The 17,591-nt window shown below is 60.7% G+C and carries 22 protein-coding genes; 7 read left to right on the top strand and 15 right to left on the bottom strand.

Annotation, left to right across the window (positions count from 1 at the left end; translation table 11 throughout):
* Window positions 1-76: 76 nt before the first annotated feature.
* The 4 genes from BMZ10_RS01930 to BMZ10_RS01915 form a co-directional block, all read right to left on the bottom strand.
* Window positions 77-571, bottom strand: coding sequence for a universal stress protein (locus BMZ10_RS01930; protein ID WP_093458367.1), 495 nt, complete (start codon window positions 569-571; stop codon window positions 77-79).
* 96 nt (window positions 572-667) lie between these two features.
* Window positions 668-1,570 carry a 5'-nucleotidase gene (locus BMZ10_RS01925; RefSeq protein WP_093459889.1) on the bottom strand — a complete coding sequence of 301 codons (903 nt, stop codon included), beginning with the start codon at window positions 1,568-1,570 and terminating at the stop codon, window positions 668-670.
* Between the two features lie 83 nt (window positions 1,571-1,653).
* Window positions 1,654-2,610 (bottom strand): putative 2-dehydropantoate 2-reductase, encoded by a 957-nt coding sequence (locus BMZ10_RS01920; protein ID WP_093458366.1) that lies wholly within the window; start codon window positions 2,608-2,610, stop codon window positions 1,654-1,656.
* A gap of 9 nt (window positions 2,611-2,619) precedes the next feature.
* Entirely contained in the window at window positions 2,620-2,955 is a 336-nt protein-coding gene (locus BMZ10_RS01915; protein WP_177182027.1) for a YbbN family protein, read from the bottom strand.
* A gap of 251 nt (window positions 2,956-3,206) precedes the next feature.
* Here BMZ10_RS01915 and BMZ10_RS01910 point away from each other — a divergent pair, with 251 nt between their 5' ends.
* A complete protein-coding gene (locus tag BMZ10_RS01910; RefSeq protein WP_093458364.1) occupies window positions 3,207-4,283 on the top strand; it encodes a 3-deoxy-7-phosphoheptulonate synthase in 1,077 nt (358 codons plus the stop codon).
* A 60-nt stretch (window positions 4,284-4,343) separates the two neighbouring features.
* Here BMZ10_RS01910 and BMZ10_RS01905 read toward each other — a convergent pair whose 3' ends face one another.
* Window positions 4,344-4,625 (bottom strand): GNAT family N-acetyltransferase, encoded by a 282-nt coding sequence (locus tag BMZ10_RS01905; RefSeq protein ID WP_093458363.1) that lies wholly within the window; start codon window positions 4,623-4,625, stop codon window positions 4,344-4,346.
* A gap of 634 nt (window positions 4,626-5,259) precedes the next feature.
* Here BMZ10_RS01905 and oprI point away from each other — a divergent pair.
* A complete protein-coding gene (oprI, locus tag BMZ10_RS01900; protein WP_003199355.1) occupies window positions 5,260-5,511 on the top strand; it encodes an outer membrane lipoprotei OprI in 252 nt (83 codons plus the stop codon).
* A gap of 141 nt (window positions 5,512-5,652) precedes the next feature.
* Here the strand turns inward: oprI and BMZ10_RS01895 are convergent, their stop codons facing one another.
* The 3 genes from BMZ10_RS01895 to BMZ10_RS01885 form a co-directional block, all read right to left on the bottom strand.
* Window positions 5,653-6,621 carry a L,D-transpeptidase family protein gene (locus BMZ10_RS01895; protein ID WP_093458362.1) on the bottom strand — a complete coding sequence of 323 codons (969 nt, stop codon included), beginning with the start codon at window positions 6,619-6,621 and terminating at the stop codon, window positions 5,653-5,655.
* A gap of 83 nt (window positions 6,622-6,704) precedes the next feature.
* A complete protein-coding gene (locus BMZ10_RS01890) occupies window positions 6,705-7,001 on the bottom strand; it encodes a hypothetical protein (RefSeq protein WP_093458361.1) in 297 nt (98 codons plus the stop codon).
* A 66-nt stretch (window positions 7,002-7,067) separates the two neighbouring features.
* The gene (locus BMZ10_RS01885; RefSeq protein ID WP_093458360.1) at window positions 7,068-7,673 is read right to left on the bottom strand and encodes an arylesterase; all 606 of its coding nucleotides are present in this window, start codon (window positions 7,671-7,673) and stop codon (window positions 7,068-7,070) included.
* Window positions 7,674-7,683: 10 nt separating this feature from the next.
* Here BMZ10_RS01885 and BMZ10_RS01880 point away from each other — a divergent pair, with 10 nt between their 5' ends.
* Window positions 7,684-8,367 carry an ABC transporter ATP-binding protein gene (locus BMZ10_RS01880; RefSeq protein WP_093458359.1) on the top strand — a complete coding sequence of 228 codons (684 nt, stop codon included), beginning with the start codon at window positions 7,684-7,686 and terminating at the stop codon, window positions 8,365-8,367.
* Complete coding sequence (locus tag BMZ10_RS01875) at window positions 8,367-10,877, top strand: ABC transporter permease (RefSeq protein WP_093458358.1); 2,511 nt, start codon at window positions 8,367-8,369, stop codon at window positions 10,875-10,877. The genes BMZ10_RS01880 and BMZ10_RS01875 overlap by 1 nt, the downstream gene beginning before the upstream one ends.
* 63 nt (window positions 10,878-10,940) lie before the next feature.
* On the opposite strand, the gene greB is transcribed toward BMZ10_RS01875, so the two are convergent.
* Window positions 10,941-11,414, bottom strand: coding sequence for a transcription elongation factor GreB (gene greB, locus BMZ10_RS01870; RefSeq protein WP_093458357.1), 474 nt, complete (start codon window positions 11,412-11,414; stop codon window positions 10,941-10,943).
* Between the two features lie 99 nt (window positions 11,415-11,513).
* Window positions 11,514-12,524 carry a GlxA family transcriptional regulator gene (locus BMZ10_RS01865; protein WP_256214292.1) on the bottom strand — a complete coding sequence of 337 codons (1,011 nt, stop codon included), beginning with the start codon at window positions 12,522-12,524 and terminating at the stop codon, window positions 11,514-11,516.
* A gap of 174 nt (window positions 12,525-12,698) precedes the next feature.
* On the opposite strand from BMZ10_RS01865, the gene BMZ10_RS01860 reads away from it, so the two are divergent.
* A complete protein-coding gene (locus tag BMZ10_RS01860) occupies window positions 12,699-13,877 on the top strand; it encodes a GGDEF domain-containing protein (RefSeq protein WP_093458355.1) in 1,179 nt (392 codons plus the stop codon).
* 56 nt (window positions 13,878-13,933) lie between these two features.
* On the opposite strand, the gene BMZ10_RS01855 is transcribed toward BMZ10_RS01860, so the two are convergent.
* On the bottom strand, window positions 13,934-14,152 hold the full coding sequence (locus BMZ10_RS01855) for a hypothetical protein (protein WP_093458354.1): 219 nt from the start codon (window positions 14,150-14,152) through the stop codon (window positions 13,934-13,936).
* 201 nt (window positions 14,153-14,353) lie between these two features.
* On the opposite strand from BMZ10_RS01855, the gene BMZ10_RS01850 reads away from it, so the two are divergent.
* Entirely contained in the window at window positions 14,354-14,575 is a 222-nt protein-coding gene (locus tag BMZ10_RS01850; protein WP_093458353.1) for a PLD nuclease N-terminal domain-containing protein, read from the top strand.
* Window positions 14,576-14,597: 22 nt separating this feature from the next.
* On the opposite strand, the gene BMZ10_RS01845 is transcribed toward BMZ10_RS01850, so the two are convergent.
* A complete protein-coding gene (locus BMZ10_RS01845; RefSeq protein ID WP_093458352.1) occupies window positions 14,598-14,957 on the bottom strand; it encodes a response regulator in 360 nt (119 codons plus the stop codon).
* Window positions 14,958-15,343: 386 nt separating this feature from the next.
* Here BMZ10_RS01845 and BMZ10_RS01840 point away from each other — a divergent pair, with 386 nt between their 5' ends.
* The gene (locus BMZ10_RS01840; protein ID WP_093458351.1) at window positions 15,344-15,859 is read left to right on the top strand and encodes a DUF4142 domain-containing protein; all 516 of its coding nucleotides are present in this window, start codon (window positions 15,344-15,346) and stop codon (window positions 15,857-15,859) included.
* Between the two features lie 69 nt (window positions 15,860-15,928).
* Here the strand turns inward: BMZ10_RS01840 and BMZ10_RS27625 are convergent, their stop codons facing one another.
* From BMZ10_RS27625 to BMZ10_RS27620, 3 genes are all read right to left on the bottom strand, one after another.
* Complete coding sequence (locus tag BMZ10_RS27625) at window positions 15,929-16,237, bottom strand: RcnB family protein (protein WP_177182026.1); 309 nt, start codon at window positions 16,235-16,237, stop codon at window positions 15,929-15,931.
* A 309-nt stretch (window positions 16,238-16,546) separates the two neighbouring features.
* Window positions 16,547-16,915, bottom strand: a complete 369-nt coding sequence (locus BMZ10_RS01830; RefSeq protein WP_093458349.1) for a histone-like nucleoid-structuring protein, MvaT/MvaU family — start codon at window positions 16,913-16,915, stop codon at window positions 16,547-16,549.
* 232 nt (window positions 16,916-17,147) lie between these two features.
* On the bottom strand, window positions 17,148-17,429 hold the full coding sequence (locus BMZ10_RS27620; RefSeq protein WP_177182025.1) for a hypothetical protein: 282 nt from the start codon (window positions 17,427-17,429) through the stop codon (window positions 17,148-17,150).
* Between the last annotated feature and the right edge of the window lie 162 nt (window positions 17,430-17,591).

Raw genomic sequence — 17,591 nt, 5'->3', positions numbered from 1 at the left:
GCTAGAACTTTTTATCACTTTTGAACGGTAATGGCACGCTGCTTTTTTCAGCAGGCAACGTTTTGCTCCCCCACGCTCATGCGCCAGAGTGGCTTTGCACCATCGGAACCATGTAAACCGGCACTTCGGACAGCTGCAGCACTCGCGCCGCCGTACGGCCGATCGGCGTATCCCCCGGAGCGCCGTGACTGTGGCTGCCGACAACCAGCAGATCAACGCGCATTCTGCGCGCCTGTTCGAGTATCACATTGGATGGATCGCCCTGAACCACGCGCAGGCTGCAGATCAACTCGAGATCCTTGTTGTCCTTGCCCATTTCCTCGCGAAAGCTGCGCAGCACCCGGGACTCGATGCCATCGATGACGGTATTCATGCCTTCGTTCTGCAACTCCCGGAGCACATCCTCAGCCAGATAGCTCTGCAAGACGGACTCGGCGAACAGGCCCATGGGCTCGACCACGTGAATGACGTGAAGCTCTGCCTTGAAATTCCTCGACAGTTCCAGCGCATGTTGCAGCACGTAAGGCGCATAAAGACCGAGGTCCGTGGCGTACAGCATCGAGCGGATCATGTGACCTCCAGGCAGCCATCACAGGCGCAGTCACGATTGAGCGTAGCAGCGAGACGACGAATCGGCCGGCTTGATACAGCTTTCGGGTCTAAAGGTTCAAGGTTTTAGCTCATTGCTGATGCCGTGAGGCACATGGCCGGTGGCGACCACTTCTCGTGCTTTTTCGCAGTGCCCCGGCTGATCGTCGAAAAAAACGTCTGCCGCGAAGGCCTCCAGAAACGCCGACTTCTCGAGCCCCCCCAGAAAAAGCGACTCATCCAGACGGATGTCCCATTCGCGCAGGGTACGAATCACTCGCTCATGGGCCGGTGCAGACCGGGCAGTGACCAGCGCCGTGCGAATCGGGCAAGACTCTTCGGGAAATTCCCTCTGCAGCAGGTTCAAGGCGGCCAGAAACGGTTTGAACGGCCCGCCGGGCAGTGGCTGGCGCGCAGCTTCGCGCTCGCTCGCCTGAAACGCCTCCAGGCCGCCGGACTGGTAGATCCGCTCCGACTCATCGGAAAACAGCACCGCGTCGCCGTCGAACGCGATACGCAGTTCGGCGGTGGCGGCCCGTCGCGCTCCGCCCGAGAGGATGGTCGCGGCCGCAAAACCGGCATCCAGCGCACTGCGCACGTCCTCGGCGTGGGTCGAGAGAAACAGATGGCTGCCGAACGCCGCCAGATAAGGGAACGGGCTGCGGCCGCCCACGAACGCGGCGCGCGATATGTCCAGGCCGTAGTGCTGAATCGAGTTGAATACGCGAAGCCCGGTGTCGGCGCTGTTACGCGACACCAGAATCACTTCGACGCGGGACTGTCGAAGGCTGGCATTGAGGCTCAGCAGCTTTTCCACCAGCAGATACGCGTCGCCGGGCTCCAGCACTTCGTCTTCGTGATCGATCTGATATTGCCGATAGGCCGCGACGCCATCAGCCATGTAAATGGCATGGCTTTCCCGAAGGTCGAACAACGCGCGTGAAGAAATGGCCAGCACCAATTTCCCGCCGGCGGTTTTCATGCTCAGATCATTGGCCATCGGTTATCTCCCTTATGCGGCTGAGTTCAACGACAGCGTTGCCCTGCCTCTATTGCGCCGTGCGCTCAACGATTGCTGCGGTCAAGAAACGTCAGCGCGTGATACAGCGCCCGGATCTTCGGCATGTCGCAACCCGCCGCCAGCGCTGCGGCCAGTGGTCTGGCGTAGATCGCTTCCAGCTCCAGCGCGCGCTTTTCGACGTAGTCGTGGTACATGCTCGGTCGATAATCCGGCATCTGCCCGGTCACACTGAACAACTGTTGCGCGTAGCCCGGCGGCAGCGAATGCCCGCAGGCCTCGGCGCCCTGAACCACTTCGGCCATCAAACCTTGAATCAGTTCACGACTGTCGGGATCGGCCATCAACGGCGTAGTGCTCGCCTTCAACAGCACCGACAGGCCGTTGTAAGGCACGTTCCACACCAGTTTCTGCCAACGGGCCTTGTCGAGGTTGTCCATCGCCACCGACTCGATGCCCGCGGCATGGAACAACGCCGCGCCCTGCTCCACCCGACGCAGGCTTTCGGCAGCGTCTTCGGCCGGGCCGCTGTGATAGCCGATGTTCACGGCGCCGAACGCTTGATGAACGATCGCGCCCGGGCCGCTGCGGTGGACGCAGATAAAGCACAATCCACCCAATAGATGAAGCGAATCCGGCAGCAGCCCCCGCAGATCGTCCTCCACGCCAAGGCCGTTCTGCAGCAGCAAGACGTTGGCGCCGGGCGCAGCCGCCTGGACAATCGCAGGAGCGACGCCGTCATTTCCGGTGGTCTTGGCCCCCACCAGCAGCCAGTCGCAAGGCGGCATGTCGGCAGCGCTTGCGTACGCCTGAACATTCTCCAGCGTCAGCAGACCATGCACCTGACTGTCCACGCGCAGGCCGTTTTGCGAGACAGCGCTGAACTCGCTGCGCAACAGGAAGTGCACGTCATAGCCTGCGCGCGCAAGCATCAGGCCATAGAAACCGCCGATGGCGCCGGTGCCGATGATGCCGATACGGGGTTGGGTGGTGCTTTCGTTCATGGACGCCCCTTATGGTAATTCGTCAGGTTCGCCGGACAGTGCCTGATCCAGGCCGCGGATGATCGCGTCGGCAGCGATCTGCGTGCGCAACGCGCCGTAGAACTCGCCGTCACGCACGACAAACATCGCTGGCAGATGAAACACGCCATAGCGCTCTACCGCACCGCCGTTTTCTTCGGCGTCGATCCAGGCTATTCGCTCGATGGGAAGATTCAGCTCGGGAAGATGATGCCGCGCCCAACGGCAGCTGGCACAGCCGATGCTGGTGAAAATCAGCAGCGACGTCCCCGGCAATGACAACAGCTGCCGATCGACGTCGAAGTCTGTCAGTTGCAATTGATCCACGTGATTCCCCCGTTTCAGGCTGCACACTATATCTCTGCCGGAGGCCAGCTTTGCAAATTCCGGTCATTCGCGGCGGCCGGTTGCCCGGTGCGCCCTGCAAAGCCCTGTTTGTTGGTCGAAAGCGGCCATTACCCATTGTCGAAGTACCGGCGAACGCGCTAAGGTTCCGCTCCCCCGTTGCGCTCCTTAATGCTCGGCTCCGCCGCACGGGGACGCTGGCGGCCAGCATCCGTGACCTGATGAGTAACACGATGGCTGATTTACCGATTGACGACCTCAACGTTGCCTCCAACGAGACACTGATCACTCCGGATCAGCTCAAACGCGAAATTCCGCTCACTGCAGCCGCGCAAGCCACTGTCAGCAAGGGCCGCGAAGTCATCCGCGACATTCTCGATGGCAAGGATCACCGCCTGTTCATCGTGATCGGGCCGTGCTCGATCCACGACATCAAGGCCGCCCACGAATATGCCGACCGCCTGAAAGCGCTGGCGGCCGAGGTGTCCGACACGTTGTATCTGGTCATGCGCGTGTATTTCGAAAAACCGCGCACCACTGTCGGCTGGAAAGGCCTGATCAACGACCCGTATCTGGACGACTCTTTCAAGATTCAGGACGGTCTGCACATCGGTCGTCAGCTGCTGCTGGATCTGGCCGAAAAAGGCCTGCCGACCGCCACCGAAGCACTGGACCCGATCTCCCCGCAGTACTTGCAGGATCTGATCAGCTGGTCGGCCATCGGCGCACGCACCACCGAATCCCAGACCCACCGCGAAATGGCTTCGGGCCTGTCCTCCGCCGTCGGCTTCAAGAATGGCACCGATGGCGGCCTGACCGTCGCGATCAACGCCCTGCAGTCGGTTTCCAATCCGCACCGTTTCCTGGGCATCAACCAGGAAGGTGGCGTGTCCATCGTCACCACCAAGGGCAACGCCTACGGCCACGTAGTGCTGCGCGGCGGTAACGGCAAGCCGAACTACGACTCGGTGAGCGTCGCCCTGTGCGAGCAGGCGCTGGACAAGGCGAAGATCAAGGCCAACATCATGGTCGATTGCAGCCACGCCAATTCCAACAAGGATCCGGCGCTGCAGCCACTGGTCATGGAGAACGTCGCCAACCAGATTCTCGAAGGCAATCAGTCGATCATCGGCCTGATGGTCGAAAGCCACCTGAACTGGGGCTGCCAGGCCATTCCCAAAGATCTGGCCGATCTGCAATACGGCGTGTCGATCACCGATGCCTGCATCGACTGGGACAGCACCGAGAAAACCTTGCGCAGCATGCACGCCAAGCTCAAGGACGTCTTGCCCAAGCGCCAGCGCGGCTGATCCGGACGCCAGAAACGACAACGCCGAGCAGATGCTCGGCGTTTTTCATTCAGTCTCAGGTCAGATCTTTGCGGCCTGACGCTGATTGCGCTCCATGTAACGTTCCACATACGAGCACGACGGGATCACGGTGTAGCCCATGCTGTCCGCATAATCGAGCGCCACTTCGGTCAGTGCCGCTGCAATACCGCGTCCACGCAATGCATTGGGGACGAAGGTGCGATAGATATCCAGGGTCTGTTTCCCCAGGTCCATATACGTCAGATAGGCACGATGACCGTCAATGTTCACCTCGAACTGGTGACCGGTCTCGTCATGGTGGATGGACAACGCCTCGCTCATCACTACTCCTCGCGGGTCTTGGATTTTGACCCCTACCTTACCGATGTTTGTCCGGCGAAGGAACCTCTACGCCACCCTGTGCCTGTTTGGACACCGAGAAGAGCTTTGCTGTTCTCAAACAAATGAGCACCTGCAAATAGTAGGCACCATTGTCGAATCTGCTCAAGGGAATCAACAGCAAATGCGCTGCCGCACATCTGACCGCTCTTTCGGTTGAACCTGACGTCGCCGACGAATGTCCATTGAGACGCCCTTCTCACGGCAAAGTCACTAAAAACACAGTCAAGGATGCGCCTGTAACGATCATCGTCTATACAAAAAAGGTCGCCTGCGATTCGATGTAATCCTATTCGGGATTTGATCAGGCACTGCGGACCGACTTCGGCACCCATGGGCACATTTAAGCGTCACCGACTGCGCCCGAATCCCTGGCAGGCGACTGCGCCTGACAGCGATGGTTTTTTGCGATAAAAAACGTGAGGAGTCGCTCGGAACACTTTCAAAGCAAAGAATTTTATGCAGTTCTTGCGTTGGGTCCGTTTACTTACTACAAACAATGGGTACTATGTACGCCGGTCATTTTCTCACTTTCGAGAGATGACTAACTTGATAGAAGTCCTTTAAGGGGAACACGATGAACAACGTTCTGAAATTCTCTGCTCTGGCCCTGGCCGCAGTTCTGGCTACCGGTTGCAGCAGCGCATCCAAAGAAACCGAAGCTCGTCTGACTGCTACTGAAGACGCAGCCGCTCGTTCACAAGCTCGTGCTGATGAAGCCTATCGCAAGGCTGATGAAGCTCTGGCTGCTGCTCAGAAAGCTCAGCAGACTGCTGACGAAGCCAACGAGCGCGCTCTGCGCATGTTGGACAAGGCAAGCCGCAAGTAATAGTCCCTTTGGGATTGTTAAAAAGCCGACCCGGTTACGGGTCGGCTTTTTTATTGCCTGCATGACGCGCCCAGGCATCAAAAAGCCCGACCACCCTGCTCCGCTGCGGAGCCTGATAGCCGGGCCTGGAGCGCCGCGTCGTTACTGCAAGGTCACCGGCGCGCTGCTGACCACCGGCGCCGGCGTGCCAGGCACCGCGATTTCCACCGGCATGCCGTCTTCGGCGGCGACCACGTCACGCACTTCATCCCAGTTGATGCGCAGGTTATTGGCCAGGTCTTCACGCTTGAGCAACGCATTGATGACGGCCGTGTGCTTGTCGACCACCGAAGGGTTGCCGCTTTCGTCCAGCGGCGTGTGCGCTTCGAGATAGACCTTGCCGCCGCTGATGCCGAACTTGTACGGCTCGTTCATGATCCGCACCGTGGTGCCCACCGGCACCATGTCCGCCATTTGCAGTACGTTGTTGTTGTACATGCGGAAGCAGCCGTGACTGGTGCGCATGCCGATGCCGAACTTCTTGTTGGAGCCGTGAATCAGGTAGCCCGGCAGGCCGAGGCCGAACTTGAACGGCCCCAGCGGGTTGTCCGGACCTGCCGGCACAACGTTGGGCAGGATGTCGCCGTCTGCGGCGTGCTCGGCCTTGACTGACGCGGGTGGCGTCCAGGTCGGGTTTGGCGTCTTGGCCGTGACTTTGGTGGTGGACACCGGCGAACCCCAGCCCTCGCGGCCGATACCCAGCGGGAACGTGTACACCACGTTCTGTCCTTTCGGGTAGTAATACAGACGGTACTCGGCGAGGTTGATGACAATCCCCTCGCGCGGGCCCGGCGGCAGGATGAAACGCGTCGGCAGGACCACCTGAGTACCGGCGCCCGGCAGCCAGGCATCGACACCCGGGTTGGCCGCGATCATTTCCAGATAGCCCAGATCGTAACGGGTGCCCAGATCGGCGAAGGTGTCTTCGTAGCGGGCGGTCACGGTCTGGACTTGCCCGATGATGTCCTCGCCCGGTGGCGGCAACGGGAATTCCAAAGCAGAAACAGGGCCGGCCGCACACAGTGCAGCAAGCGACAGACAGCGGGCGAAAGCTGGAATGCGCGACAACATCCGGGAATCCTTGGGTAAACGGGAGGCTTGAATGAGCGCGATTGTACACGCGCGCCAACGGCTTCGGGAGTGGGCGCGACGGCTTACACGCCTGCTTCGAGTTCAGGCCAGATGGGGTGCATCCCGCGTCGCTGCGCATCGATGATCGCGCGGCACAGCGGACAGAGGCGCTCGTCCTGGTAAATCGCCTGCTCGACCCCCGACCAGCGCGGCTGAGCGGGCAACAGCGTGCCGCACAGCGTACGGTCGGCGGAACCTGCCAGTTCCAGCTGCCGCGCGACCAGATGCACAAGCACTTCCTGGCAGGCGAACAGGTCAAGCTGCTCGTCAGGCTCGATCAGTTGATAGGCATAAAGTGACCAGGCGGGACGGCGCGGCATCGGGGGCTCCAGTTCGGGGGCGCCACATTAGCCGAAAGCCCCCGTCCAGAAAAGGCCTGCAGCCCTTTAAAGTAGCGGTTTTAGCTGCGGCCAGACGTTTTCGAGCAATTTGCCCTGAGCGTTGGCCGCCGGATGCAGGCCATCGGCCTGGGTGTACTCGGGATGGCCGCCTACGCCTTCCAGCATGAACGGCACCAGCGCGACCTTCTTCTCGGCCGCAAGGTCGGCGTATACCTGCTTGAACGCATCGGTATAGCGGGCGCCGTAATTGGGTGGAATCTGCATGCCCAGCAACAGCACTTGCGCACCGGCGGCCCGCGAGCTGTCGATCATCGATGCAAGATTTTGTTTCAATTGCGCCGGCGGCTGGCCGCGCAGGCCGTCATTGCCGCCCAGTTCGAGGATCACCAGATCCGGCTTATGCGCTGCAAGCAGCGCCGGCAGCCGCGCCTGGCCGCCGGCACTGGTGTCGCCGCTGACCGACGCATTGACGACCTTGTCCTTGTAACCTTGATCCGCCAGGCGCTGCTCCAGCAGACTGACCCACCCCAGGCGGGTATCCAGGCCGAAAGCGGCGCTGATACTATCGCCAACGATCAGCACCGTGCCTGCCATCGCTCCTTGAGACAACAGCAGCAAACCCAGGCCAGCACTTAAAAACCACGCACGCATCGGATTCTCCATGAGCGAAAGTATTCTCAGTGCCCGGCACCTCAGCAAAGTGGTCCCGAGCACCGAAGGTGACCTGACCATCCTGCACGAACTCTCCCTGGAACTAAACAAGGGCGACACGCTGGCCATCGTGGGCGCATCGGGTTCGGGCAAGTCCACCCTCCTGGGCCTGCTGGCCGGCCTGGATCTGCCGAGCGCCGGCTCGGTGGTCCTGTCGGGCCGCAACCTGAGCGAGCTCGATGAAGATCAGCGCGCCAGGGTGCGTGCCGAACATGTGGGATTCGTGTTTCAGTCCTTTCAGTTGCTCGACAGCCTCAATGCCTTGGAAAACGTGATGCTGCCCATGGAGCTGGAAGGTCGCAAGGACGCCAGGGATCGCGCCCGACACCTGCTTGAGCGGGTCGGGCTGGGCCAACGCCTGACCCACACGCCACGCCAGCTGTCCGGCGGCGAGCAGCAACGGGTCGCGATCGCCCGTGCCTTCGCCGCCGATCCCGACGTGCTGTTTGCCGATGAGCCCACCGGTAACCTCGACAGCCACACCGGCGAGCGCATCAGCGACCTGTTGTTCGAGTTGAATCAGGAACGCAATACGACCCTGGTGCTGGTGACCCATGACGAACGCCTGGCCCATCGTTGCCGGCGCCTGATTCGACTTGAAGGTGGCCGACTCGCCGCCCCTCTGGAGCCTTGATGGCACGCCTGCCGTTCGCCCGCCTGCTCAGTCTTGTCGTCCGCCAGCTTCTGCGCGATGCCCGCGCCGGGGAACTGAGGGTGTTGTTCTTCGCCCTGGTCGTTGCGGTCGCAGCGAGCACCGCCATCGGTTATTTCGGGGCGCGCCTGAACAGCGCCATGCTGCTGCGCGCCACCGAGTTCCTTGGCGCCGATCTCATCCTTGGCGGTTCCACGCCGGCCAAACCCGAACAGATCGAGGCAGGCACTGCGCTGAAGCTCGATCATTCGCACATCGTGATTTTCTCCAGCGTCGTTGCCACCGACAGCGGCATTCAACTGGCCAGCGTGAAGGCCGTCGACGCGGCTTACCCTCTGCGCGGTGAGTTGAAAAGCGCCGAGGCGCCGTATCAGCCGGAGGTCAGCGGCGGCGAGCCGCAGCCGGGTGAAGCCTGGGCCGAGGCGCGGGTTCTGGTGGCGCTGGAGCTCAAGGTCGGCGACAGCATCGACGTCGGCTCCAAGACCTTGAAGCTGACCCGCGTGCTCACCTACGAGCCGGATCGTGCGGGTAATTTCTACAGCCTGACGCCGCGGGTGATGATCAACATGGCTGACCTTGAGGCCACCAAGGTGGTGCAGCCCGGCAGCCGCGTGACGTATCGGGACCTCTGGCGCGGCACGCCGCAGGCACTCGCGGCATACCGCAAGGCCGTGGAACCAGGCCTGGCGCCGAACCAGAAGATCGACGATGCCCGCGACGGCAATCAGCAGATCGGCGGCGCGCTCGGCAAGGCCGAGCGTTACCTGAACATGGCGAGTCTGGTGGCGGTACTGCTGGCGGGCGTCGCAGTGGCCCTCTCGGCGGCGCGCTTCGCGGTCAGGCGTTTCGATGCCAGCGCGCTGCTGCGCTGCCTCGGATTATCGCGCAGTGAAGCGTTGCTGCTGTTCAGCCTGCAACTGGCCATGCTCGGCATTGCCGCGAGTGTGGTCGGCGCCCTGCTCGGCTGGTTCGCCCAGCTTGGCCTGTTTTACCTGCTCGACAGTCTTCTGCCCGCTGCCGTGCCTCCCGGCGGCTGGCTGCCGGCCCTCGCAGGGATCGGCACCGGGCTCGTCGCCCTCGCCGGTTTCGCCCTGCCGCCCCTGGCGGCGCTCGGGCGCGTGCCGCCGCTGCGCGTGCTGCGCCGCGACATGCTGCCGATTCCTGCGAGCACCTGGCTGGTCTACGGCGCGGCCCTGCTTGCACTGGGCCTGATCATGTGGCGCTTGAGTCTGGACCTGGTGCTGACCTTCGCCCTGCTCGGCGGTGGCGTGATTGCCGCGCTGGTGCTTGGCGCGGTCCTGCTGCTGGCCCTGCGCAGCCTTCGCCGTTTGCTGGCCGGCGCCTCTTTGCCCTGGCGCCTGGGCCTGGGCCAACTCTTGCGCCACCCGATGGCGGCGGCCGGTCAATCGCTGGCGTTCGGTCTGATCCTGCTGTCGATGGGGTTGATCGCGCTGCTGCGCGGCGAATTGCTCGACACCTGGCAAAACCAGTTGCCCAAGGACGCGCCGAACTATTTTGCGCTGAACATCCTGCCCAACGACAAGGACAACTTCGCTGAGCGCATGGGCCACCTGTCGAGCCACAGCGCGCCGCTGTACCCGATGATTCCGGGCCGCCTGATGACCATCAACGGCGAACCGGTGAGCAAGTTCGTCACCAAGGATTCCCGTGGCGAAAACGCGACCCAGCGTGACCTCAACCTGACCTGGTCGTCACGATTGCCGGAAGGCAACAGCATCACCCAAGGCCAATGGTGGAATGATCAACTGCCGGCCGAGGGCGTCACGCCGGGCGTTTCCGTGGAGGCCAAGCTGGCCGCGAGCCTGAACATGAAGCTGGGCGACACCCTCGGGTTTGTGATTGGCGGGGTCAGTCGAGAGGTCAAGGTCACCAGCCTGCGCGACATCAAATGGGACACCTTCCAGCCCAATTTCTTCGTGATCTTCCAGCCGGGCACCCTCGAGGATGTCCCCACCACTTACCTGACCAGCTTCTATCTTGCGCCGGGCAACGATCAGCAGATCGTTGAACTGTCGCGGGCGTTCCCGGCCGTGACGATCCTTCAGGTCGAGGCGTTGCTCGAGCAACTGCGCAGCATTCTCGATCAGGTCACACTCGCCGTGCAGTACGTGCTGCTGTTCGTGCTGGCGGCAGGCCTTGCGGTGCTGTTCTCCGGGTTGCAGGCGACGCTCGACGAGCGTATCCGCCAAGGCGCGCTGCTACGGGCACTGGGCGCCAACCGCGCGCTGCTGACCAAAGCGCGACGCATCGAGTTCGGACTGCTGGGCGCCGTCAGTGGCGTGCTGGCTGCACTGGGGTGCGAGCTGGTGAGCTTCGCGCTCTACCGCTATGCCTTCAACCTGCAATGGCACCCGCACGTCTGGTTACTGCTGCTGCCGCTGGTCGGCGCACTGCTGGTGGGCGGCGCGGGCGTATTCGGCACGCGCCGGGCGCTCAACGCAAGTCCGCTGACCGTGCTTCGGGAAGGTTGATTGCGCAAGGGCGGCGCGTCCGGGCCGTGAGTGCCGGCGCGGCCGCCCTGCCGAGCTTGGGGGTTATTTCGGGTATTCGATGTGGGTGATCCACCAGAGCTTGGTGCCTGCGGGAACGGGCACCGCTGCCTCGTCGCCGACCTCTTTCTTCAGCAGCGCCCTGGCCATGGGTGAATCGATGGAAATGTAATCCATGCGCCCGTAGATCTCGTCATACCCGACGATGCGAAACTTCTTGGTCTCGCCCTCTTCGTCCTCGACTTCCACCCAGGCGCCGAAGAACACCCGGCCTTCCTGCTCGGGTGAATAGCTGACGACGCGCATGTCCTCAAGACGTTTGCGCAGGTAACGGATCCTGCGATCGATCTCGCGCAGCAGCTTTTTGTTGTACTGGTAGTCCGCATTCTCGCTGCGGTCACCCAGCGAAGCCGCCCATGTCACCTTCTGGGTGATGTCCGGACGATGTTCGCGCCAGAGGTAATCCAGCTCTTTTTTCAGAGCGGCATGACCTTCGACGGTAATGATCTTGGTGCTCATTTCACTCATCAATACTCTCACGATCCAGACTGCGCCAAGCCTACACGCTTGCGCAGCAACCCCCTCAACGAATACGGCTGATTCCTGCCCGCCGTATCATCACTTCACCAGACGCGTTTCCCTTGAGGGCCGATAGCCAAAGTAGGCGCTGTAGCATTTGCTGAAATGACTGGGCGAGACGAAGCCGCAGGCGACCAGCACTTCAACCTGCGACAGCTCGGTGTGCTGCAACAGACGCCGCGCTTCGGTGATGCGCAGTTCCATGTAATAGCGCTGGGGTGTGGTGCCCAGCTGTTCCTTGAACAAGCGCTCGATCTGTCGCCGGGAACGCCCTGCGTAAGCGGCCAGTTGCTCCAGTTCGAGCGGCTCCTCCAGGTTGGCATCCATCAGATTGACGACTTCGCGCAGTGGCGCGCTGACAGACAGGTGACGGGTGGGCTTGATGCGCCTGTAGCGCGACTCTTCGAAGGAAAGAATGTCTTCGATGCCCTCAATCAACGCCTTGTCGTGCAGCCCTTTGATCCACTCGAGCGCCATGTGGAAAGCCCCTGCCGGGCTGGAGGCGGTCAGGCGGTCGCGATCCACCACAAAGGCTTCGCTGGTCACGCGTGCGCCTTTGGAGATTTCGGCCAGCGCTGCCCGGTGCTCGGGATGAATGGCACACCGGTAACCTTCGAGCAGGCCCGCGGCACCGAGAAACCAGGCCCCGTTCCACAGACCGGCGAGGGTGAGCCCAAGCTCCGCGGCGCTCACCAGCAGATGGATCAGCTCTTCACTGGCCTTGAGTTCGGTCCGATAGCCGCCGCAGATCACCAGTAGGTCGAGCTCTCTGAGGGCCAGCGCATCCAGCCGCGCGTCAGGGCGGATGATCAGACCCAGATCACTGGTCACCTCGCCGTCCTGCAGACCGAACGTGCGGGACGAAAAGAGCTTGGGGCGAAGCAGGTTCGCCGTGACGATGGTATCCAGCGCCTGGGTGAAGGCCGGCAGTGAAAAATGCTCGAGCAGGAGGAAGCCCGCTCGGGTCTGCGCCACTGGCTGTTTCTTCTGATCCAGATAACGAAGGTTCTTGCCCTTCATGCATCCGCTGAACTCTCTTCGCTCGATCAATGCCGCCTCGCTTGCGCTCCGGATCGCACCTGGCCGGACAGGTGCATCATTCTATCTGATGTTCCGGTGGCACTTGCAGGGGATCAATGAAGAGACAAACGGACCCTCCGAAAATCTTGCCTAAACGCTTACAATCGCCACTTTTTACCGCACAGCAGATTAACCAGGCAGTCTATGGCGCTCGATCCCACCACGATGTTGACCCTCTCGATCGCCCTGGCCGCAGCCGCCGCGCTGTATCTGGCAGTGGAATGGCGCAATGTCCGCGAGCCGTCGCTGCTGTTCTGGAGCGCCGGGTTCGCCACGATCAGCGTCGGCTGCGTGCTGGCGCTGTTACGCAGCAGCGGCATTCTGATTATCGGCATCTGGTTTGCCAACGGCTTGCTGGTGACGGCCCACTTTCTGTTCCTGCTGGGCGTGGCGCGCTTTACCGAAGCGCGGCTGTCACGCGCCTGGTACCTGATCTTCGTGGTCTGGCTCGGCTTGCTGTTTCTGCCGGACCAGCCCTGGTGGTCGAAAGTCATGCTGGTCGCCAATTCGCTGTTGATCACACTGCTGATGCTGCGCGCCAGTTTCCTTCTGCGGCCCCATGGCCGTTCGCTGAGCGAGGGCGCGGTGCAGTTGCGCTACGTGTTGCTCGCCCACGGCATTTTCTACTTTGCCAAGGCAGTGACGGCCGTGGTGCCGGGCACGCTGATTGACCTGGCGGCATTTCGTGGCGAGATCATCCAGATTTCGCTGGTCGAAGGCGCCATTGCCATCATGCTCATCGCGCTGTCGATGACAGGCTCGGAGCGCTATCGGCGGGAAAAACGCATTGCGCGCCTGGCCGCTCGCGACCCGCTGACAGCGCTGTACAACCGCCGCGCGCTGGAGGTCCGGGCGCCGCGCCTGCTGGAAGACGTCAGTGCCGACCGGCCTGGCGCGTTGCTGCTGCTGGACATCGACAATTTCAAGCCGGTCAACGACCTGTATGGCCACACCGCAGGCGATCGTTTGTTGATCGCCCTGAGCGAGATGATTCGCGCGGTGTTGCCCGAAGGCTCACTGGCGGCGCGACTGGGCGGCGATGAGTTCGTGATCCTGCTGAGCCACGCCTCAAGCGAACGCATTCTGGGACTGTGCAACACGTTACGCGAGCAGTTTCACAAAGCCGCGTCGCAGGGGTTCAGCACGCCGGAGCCGGTCACGCTGAGCATCGGCGCCAATCTGTTCGTGCAGCCGCCCGCCAGTCTCGCGGCGTTGATCGAACAGAGCGACGCCGCGCTGTACGAATCCAAGCGCGGCGGTCGCAACAGCATTCGACTGGTGGACCATACCGTCGCCACCCGTGAATCGCTGGGCACGACGTGATCCCGCCTCGGACGCGCCGCTGTGGGCGCGGCTCCTGGGTCGAGGTCTAACGTGCATCAGCTGTTGCGTCTCGCCGCGCGAACCGACGTTCTGTCGCTGACGAACCGGTTACCCTGAGCGGTACGCTTCGCAACCACACTGCCCCCTTGAATGGAAACGTCCACGTAGCCGCGGTCACGCAAATACAAAAGTGCCGTGAAATCCAGCGGCGCGACGGTGTACGCCAGTTCATCGACGAAGGTTGCGAGGAGCGTAACGGCACGGGATTCAAGCATGGAACTCGCCTCTGAGGAGCACTAGTGGCAATTTGGCAGCAAGTGCTGAGGCGAGTTCCATTTATTGGTCCGGAAATCTGCCGGGGCGGCAAGGTGGATACGGCGACGCGGCGGCCGCTTGTCAGCATGGCTGCCGGTATTTCAAACCGTTGAACGTTCGACGACTCTCAACAGGTATCTCAACCTGCGGAGGTCTCTGTGATGGAAATGACAATATTTAATCTGGGCGTCCTGATCGTCGTCCTTTTGATCGATGCATGGATCGCCTACAGCGTGTCACGCAGCCAGAAAACGGCGGCGACGAAGCTGGGGTGGATCGTTTTGGTGTTTGCGCTGCCAGTGGCAGGCTGGATCGTCTGGGGCCTCTACGGCCCGAGAGGCATCGTGAAAGGCCCCACTTCTCAGGAGCACAGTAAAGGCTGAACGCATGGCGTTGCGATGGGCGTCAGGAATGCAGCAATGACTTGATCCTGGCGACCATCGCAGCGATATCGAACGGCTTTTCGAACACTTCCAGGAACAGATCCGGCCGTGCCGTGCCCAAGTGCGCCTGCGCGCCGCTCATCAACACGATCGGTGTCGGAAAATAGGCCGCGTTCTGTTTGACCTGCTCGGCAAATTCCAGCCCCGTCATGCCGGGCATCATGAAGTCAGTGACGATGAGGTCCGGGCGCTCACGCCCCAATATTTCAAGCGCCTTTAACGCGCTGGTGGCCGTAACGGTCATGAAGCCCTCATCCTCGAGGGCAAAACTGAGGATGTCGGCGATCAGATATTCGTCGTCAACGATCAGAACGGTTTTCATATTCCACACGCTTTTGCATACCGGGGTCGAAACGCTACGCAGACATTTTTTCCCACCTGGCATTCTGCTGCTGATCGCATGGTGTCAGACCTTTTTCCACTGCATCCCGTCATTACCTATAACGACCTCAAGCAGCGAAGGGTCATAAGTGCTCTGTGTCCTCTTGAGAATGCGTGGCCATTGACGAAGTTCATTCAGTTCATGCGCGAACAGGACGAGCAGTCGATAAGCAGGCATGCAAACGTCAGGTCACCCTGTCGCAGCGTTGCGCACGCGCCCTGCGCTAAAAACGCTGAACGAACGCGCCAAGGCCAAGTCCGAAATCATGAAGGCAATCATTGCCCAAACCATCCTCTATAAAACAACATCAGAGAAGGAACGAACCCATGGCCCATTTCATCAAGACTTCCGCACTTGCACTTGCCATTGCCTTGAGCGCTCAAGCCGTCTATGCCGCTCAGGACAGCGACGACTTCGTTGAAGATGCCTCAGCCAAAGGCGTGGCCGAAGTCGAGGCCGGTAAACTGGCGCAGGAAAAAGGCACCTCGGCTGACGTGAAATCGTTTGCTGACATGATGGTGAAAGACCACACCGCCGCCAACGAGAAGTTGAAGTCGCTGGCTGATTCCAAAAAGCTCGAAGTGTCGACTCACGCGCAGTTAATGGACAAGGCAAAATCCATGATTCTTGAATTGCGCAGCGCGAAGTCGTTCGATCAGGCGTACGCCAATAACCAGGTCAATGCTCACGAAGCGACCATCAAACTGTTCGAAGAAGAAGCTGCCAATGGTAAGGATGCCGACCTGAAAGCGTTCGCCACTGCGACGCTGCCCAAGTTGAAAGCGCACCTTGAACAAGCCAAGGCCCTGGCCAAAGCCCACGGTGGTAATGCCGCTAACTGATTCAACAGTTCTTTGCCGCCGAACGCCCTGCCCTTATTGGGCAAGGCGTTCGGAACGCAAACAGTCGGCTTACGGCTTGACCTTTGATTTATCGACCATCTGCTTGATGGTACCGGTCGGAATATTGACCAGCGCATACTTATCCTGAATCTCCACCCATTGCTCATTCTTGCCCGGCGCACTCAGGTGACGCTGTTGCCAATCCTTGAGCGCCAGGCTCTCGCGCTGATATTCATCAGGCACGTTATCGCCCTCCTTGATCTGCTTCACCCCCGCGCCAGGACGATCGAGCGTGACGCTGGGTTCTTCGGCTGCGTAACTCACGCTGCTGAAGATGCAGACTGCGGCAAGCGCCAGATGACGAATGCAATGGGTCATGATTGAACTCCTCGATAATATTGATTGGCGACTTAAAAAGACGCAGGGCTGATGTATCAGGAGTTTCGAGGCAGCCAGAACCGGATAATTTCGTCCGAGAATGCACCGGAAGACGAACGGTTTATTTGCAAAAGTTCGAGGGGAGAAAGGGACGCAGGGCATCCCTGCGCGCGATGCACGCTCGATGGACGCGCGCCATCGATCAGGCAAAAAAGAGGCGCTCTTTGGAGCGCCTCTTTTGCAACTGCCATTGGCAGATTTTACATCGTGGGGACTGTTGTCCTCGAAGCGATGGCGAATGCCTTGGCGTTACTTGGACAACCAGGACTCCACTTCGGCGCTGCCGTATTCGGCTTTCCAGGCTTTCAGCGTCTTGTGGTTGCCACCTTTGGTTTCCACCAGCTCGCCCGAGTGCGGGTTTTTGTAGACCTTGACCGAACGCGCCTTGCGCGTGGACTTCTCGGCGACTGCAGGTGCGCCCTTGCGGCTGCCGGACTGCGGCTCGAGGATGCTGACGATTTCGCGCAGACTGAAGTTGTACTCGCCCAGCAAGTTACGCAGTTTGGTTTCGAACTCGATCTCCTTTTGAAGGCCGGAATCGTTCTTCAGCGTTTCAAGCTCGGCCAGTTGCGCGGCGAGCTGCTGTTCAAGTTTACGGAATTCGGCAAGGCGGGACATGTGTAGCTCCTGATATCGGTGAGTACCCGCAACTCTAGTTGATCAGTGGTGCATATATCAATCACGGTTTTTTTCGACGCAGGGAAACATTTGCTCATAACGCTGGCACCCGACCGTTCATCGCGGATTATTTATTTTTACAAACTCTTCTGCACACCCCATGAGTCACACACTGAGAGCAACTGGCAACCCTGCCAGCTTTGACCTCTGTTCATTCTTGCGAAGAGGCTTACTAGATGAAAAACAAGATGAGTTTTGCATTCGCTATCGCCGGCTTGACCTGCGCGCTGTCAATGCCGTTGATGGCCGCCACCAGCAGCACCGGCTCGGGCACTTCCAGTGGCAGCAGCACCAGCGGTTCGACGTCTGACAGTTCCTCGCGCCCAAGTGGCACCAACGGCGCCAACACCAATGGCACCGCATTGCCAGGCTCCGGCGGTGAGGCCGGCAGCGGCGGTAATTCAAGCCCGGGCAACAAAACACCGTCCGGCGCGGGATCGAGTTCCGACAGCACTGGCACTTCCGGCACTCGCTCCGGCAGCGGTTCCTGATTCAGCGCCCAGACTGGCCAGACGTTCTGCCTGACGCTGGCCAGTCAGCTACCTTGCCTGTGGTCCTGCTCGAATTCGGCTCTGCTTCGATTAGCCTTTGCTTCGACTAGCCTCTGCTTCGATCA

Source organism: Pseudomonas sp. NFR16, from assembly GCF_900108875.1.
Classification (GTDB): Bacteria; Pseudomonadota; Gammaproteobacteria; order Pseudomonadales; family Pseudomonadaceae; genus Aquipseudomonas.
This window is presented reverse-complemented; position numbering and strand designations above follow the sequence as displayed.

Coding starts and splice junctions, on each gene's coding strand:
- BMZ10_RS01930 (WP_093458367.1), bottom strand. CDS start 571: ATGATCCGCTCGATGCTGTACGCCACGGACCTCGGTCTTTATGCGCCT.
- BMZ10_RS01925 (WP_093459889.1), bottom strand. CDS start 1,570: ATGAAAACCGCCGGCGGGAAATTGGTGCTGGCCATTTCTTCACGCGCG.
- BMZ10_RS01920 (WP_093458366.1), bottom strand. CDS start 2,610: ATGAACGAAAGCACCACCCAACCCCGTATCGGCATCATCGGCACCGGC.
- BMZ10_RS01910 (WP_093458364.1), top strand. CDS start 3,207: ATGGCTGATTTACCGATTGACGACCTCAACGTTGCCTCCAACGAGACA.
- BMZ10_RS01905 (WP_093458363.1), bottom strand. CDS start 4,625: ATGAGCGAGGCGTTGTCCATCCACCATGACGAGACCGGTCACCAGTTC.
- oprI (WP_003199355.1), top strand. CDS start 5,260: ATGAACAACGTTCTGAAATTCTCTGCTCTGGCCCTGGCCGCAGTTCTG.
- BMZ10_RS01895 (WP_093458362.1), bottom strand. CDS start 6,621: ATGTTGTCGCGCATTCCAGCTTTCGCCCGCTGTCTGTCGCTTGCTGCA.
- BMZ10_RS01890 (WP_093458361.1), bottom strand. CDS start 7,001: ATGCCGCGCCGTCCCGCCTGGTCACTTTATGCCTATCAACTGATCGAG.
- BMZ10_RS01885 (WP_093458360.1), bottom strand. CDS start 7,673: ATGCGTGCGTGGTTTTTAAGTGCTGGCCTGGGTTTGCTGCTGTTGTCT.
- BMZ10_RS01880 (WP_093458359.1), top strand. CDS start 7,684: ATGAGCGAAAGTATTCTCAGTGCCCGGCACCTCAGCAAAGTGGTCCCG.
- BMZ10_RS01875 (WP_093458358.1), top strand. CDS start 8,367: ATGGCACGCCTGCCGTTCGCCCGCCTGCTCAGTCTTGTCGTCCGCCAG.
- greB (WP_093458357.1), bottom strand. CDS start 11,414: ATGAGCACCAAGATCATTACCGTCGAAGGTCATGCCGCTCTGAAAAAA.
- BMZ10_RS01860 (WP_093458355.1), top strand. CDS start 12,699: ATGGCGCTCGATCCCACCACGATGTTGACCCTCTCGATCGCCCTGGCC.
- BMZ10_RS01855 (WP_093458354.1), bottom strand. CDS start 14,152: ATGCTTGAATCCCGTGCCGTTACGCTCCTCGCAACCTTCGTCGATGAA.
- BMZ10_RS01850 (WP_093458353.1), top strand. CDS start 14,354: ATGGAAATGACAATATTTAATCTGGGCGTCCTGATCGTCGTCCTTTTG.
- BMZ10_RS01845 (WP_093458352.1), bottom strand. CDS start 14,957: ATGAAAACCGTTCTGATCGTTGACGACGAATATCTGATCGCCGACATC.
- BMZ10_RS01840 (WP_093458351.1), top strand. CDS start 15,344: ATGGCCCATTTCATCAAGACTTCCGCACTTGCACTTGCCATTGCCTTG.
- BMZ10_RS27625 (WP_177182026.1), bottom strand. CDS start 16,237: ATGACCCATTGCATTCGTCATCTGGCGCTTGCCGCAGTCTGCATCTTC.
- BMZ10_RS01830 (WP_093458349.1), bottom strand. CDS start 16,915: ATGTCCCGCCTTGCCGAATTCCGTAAACTTGAACAGCAGCTCGCCGCG.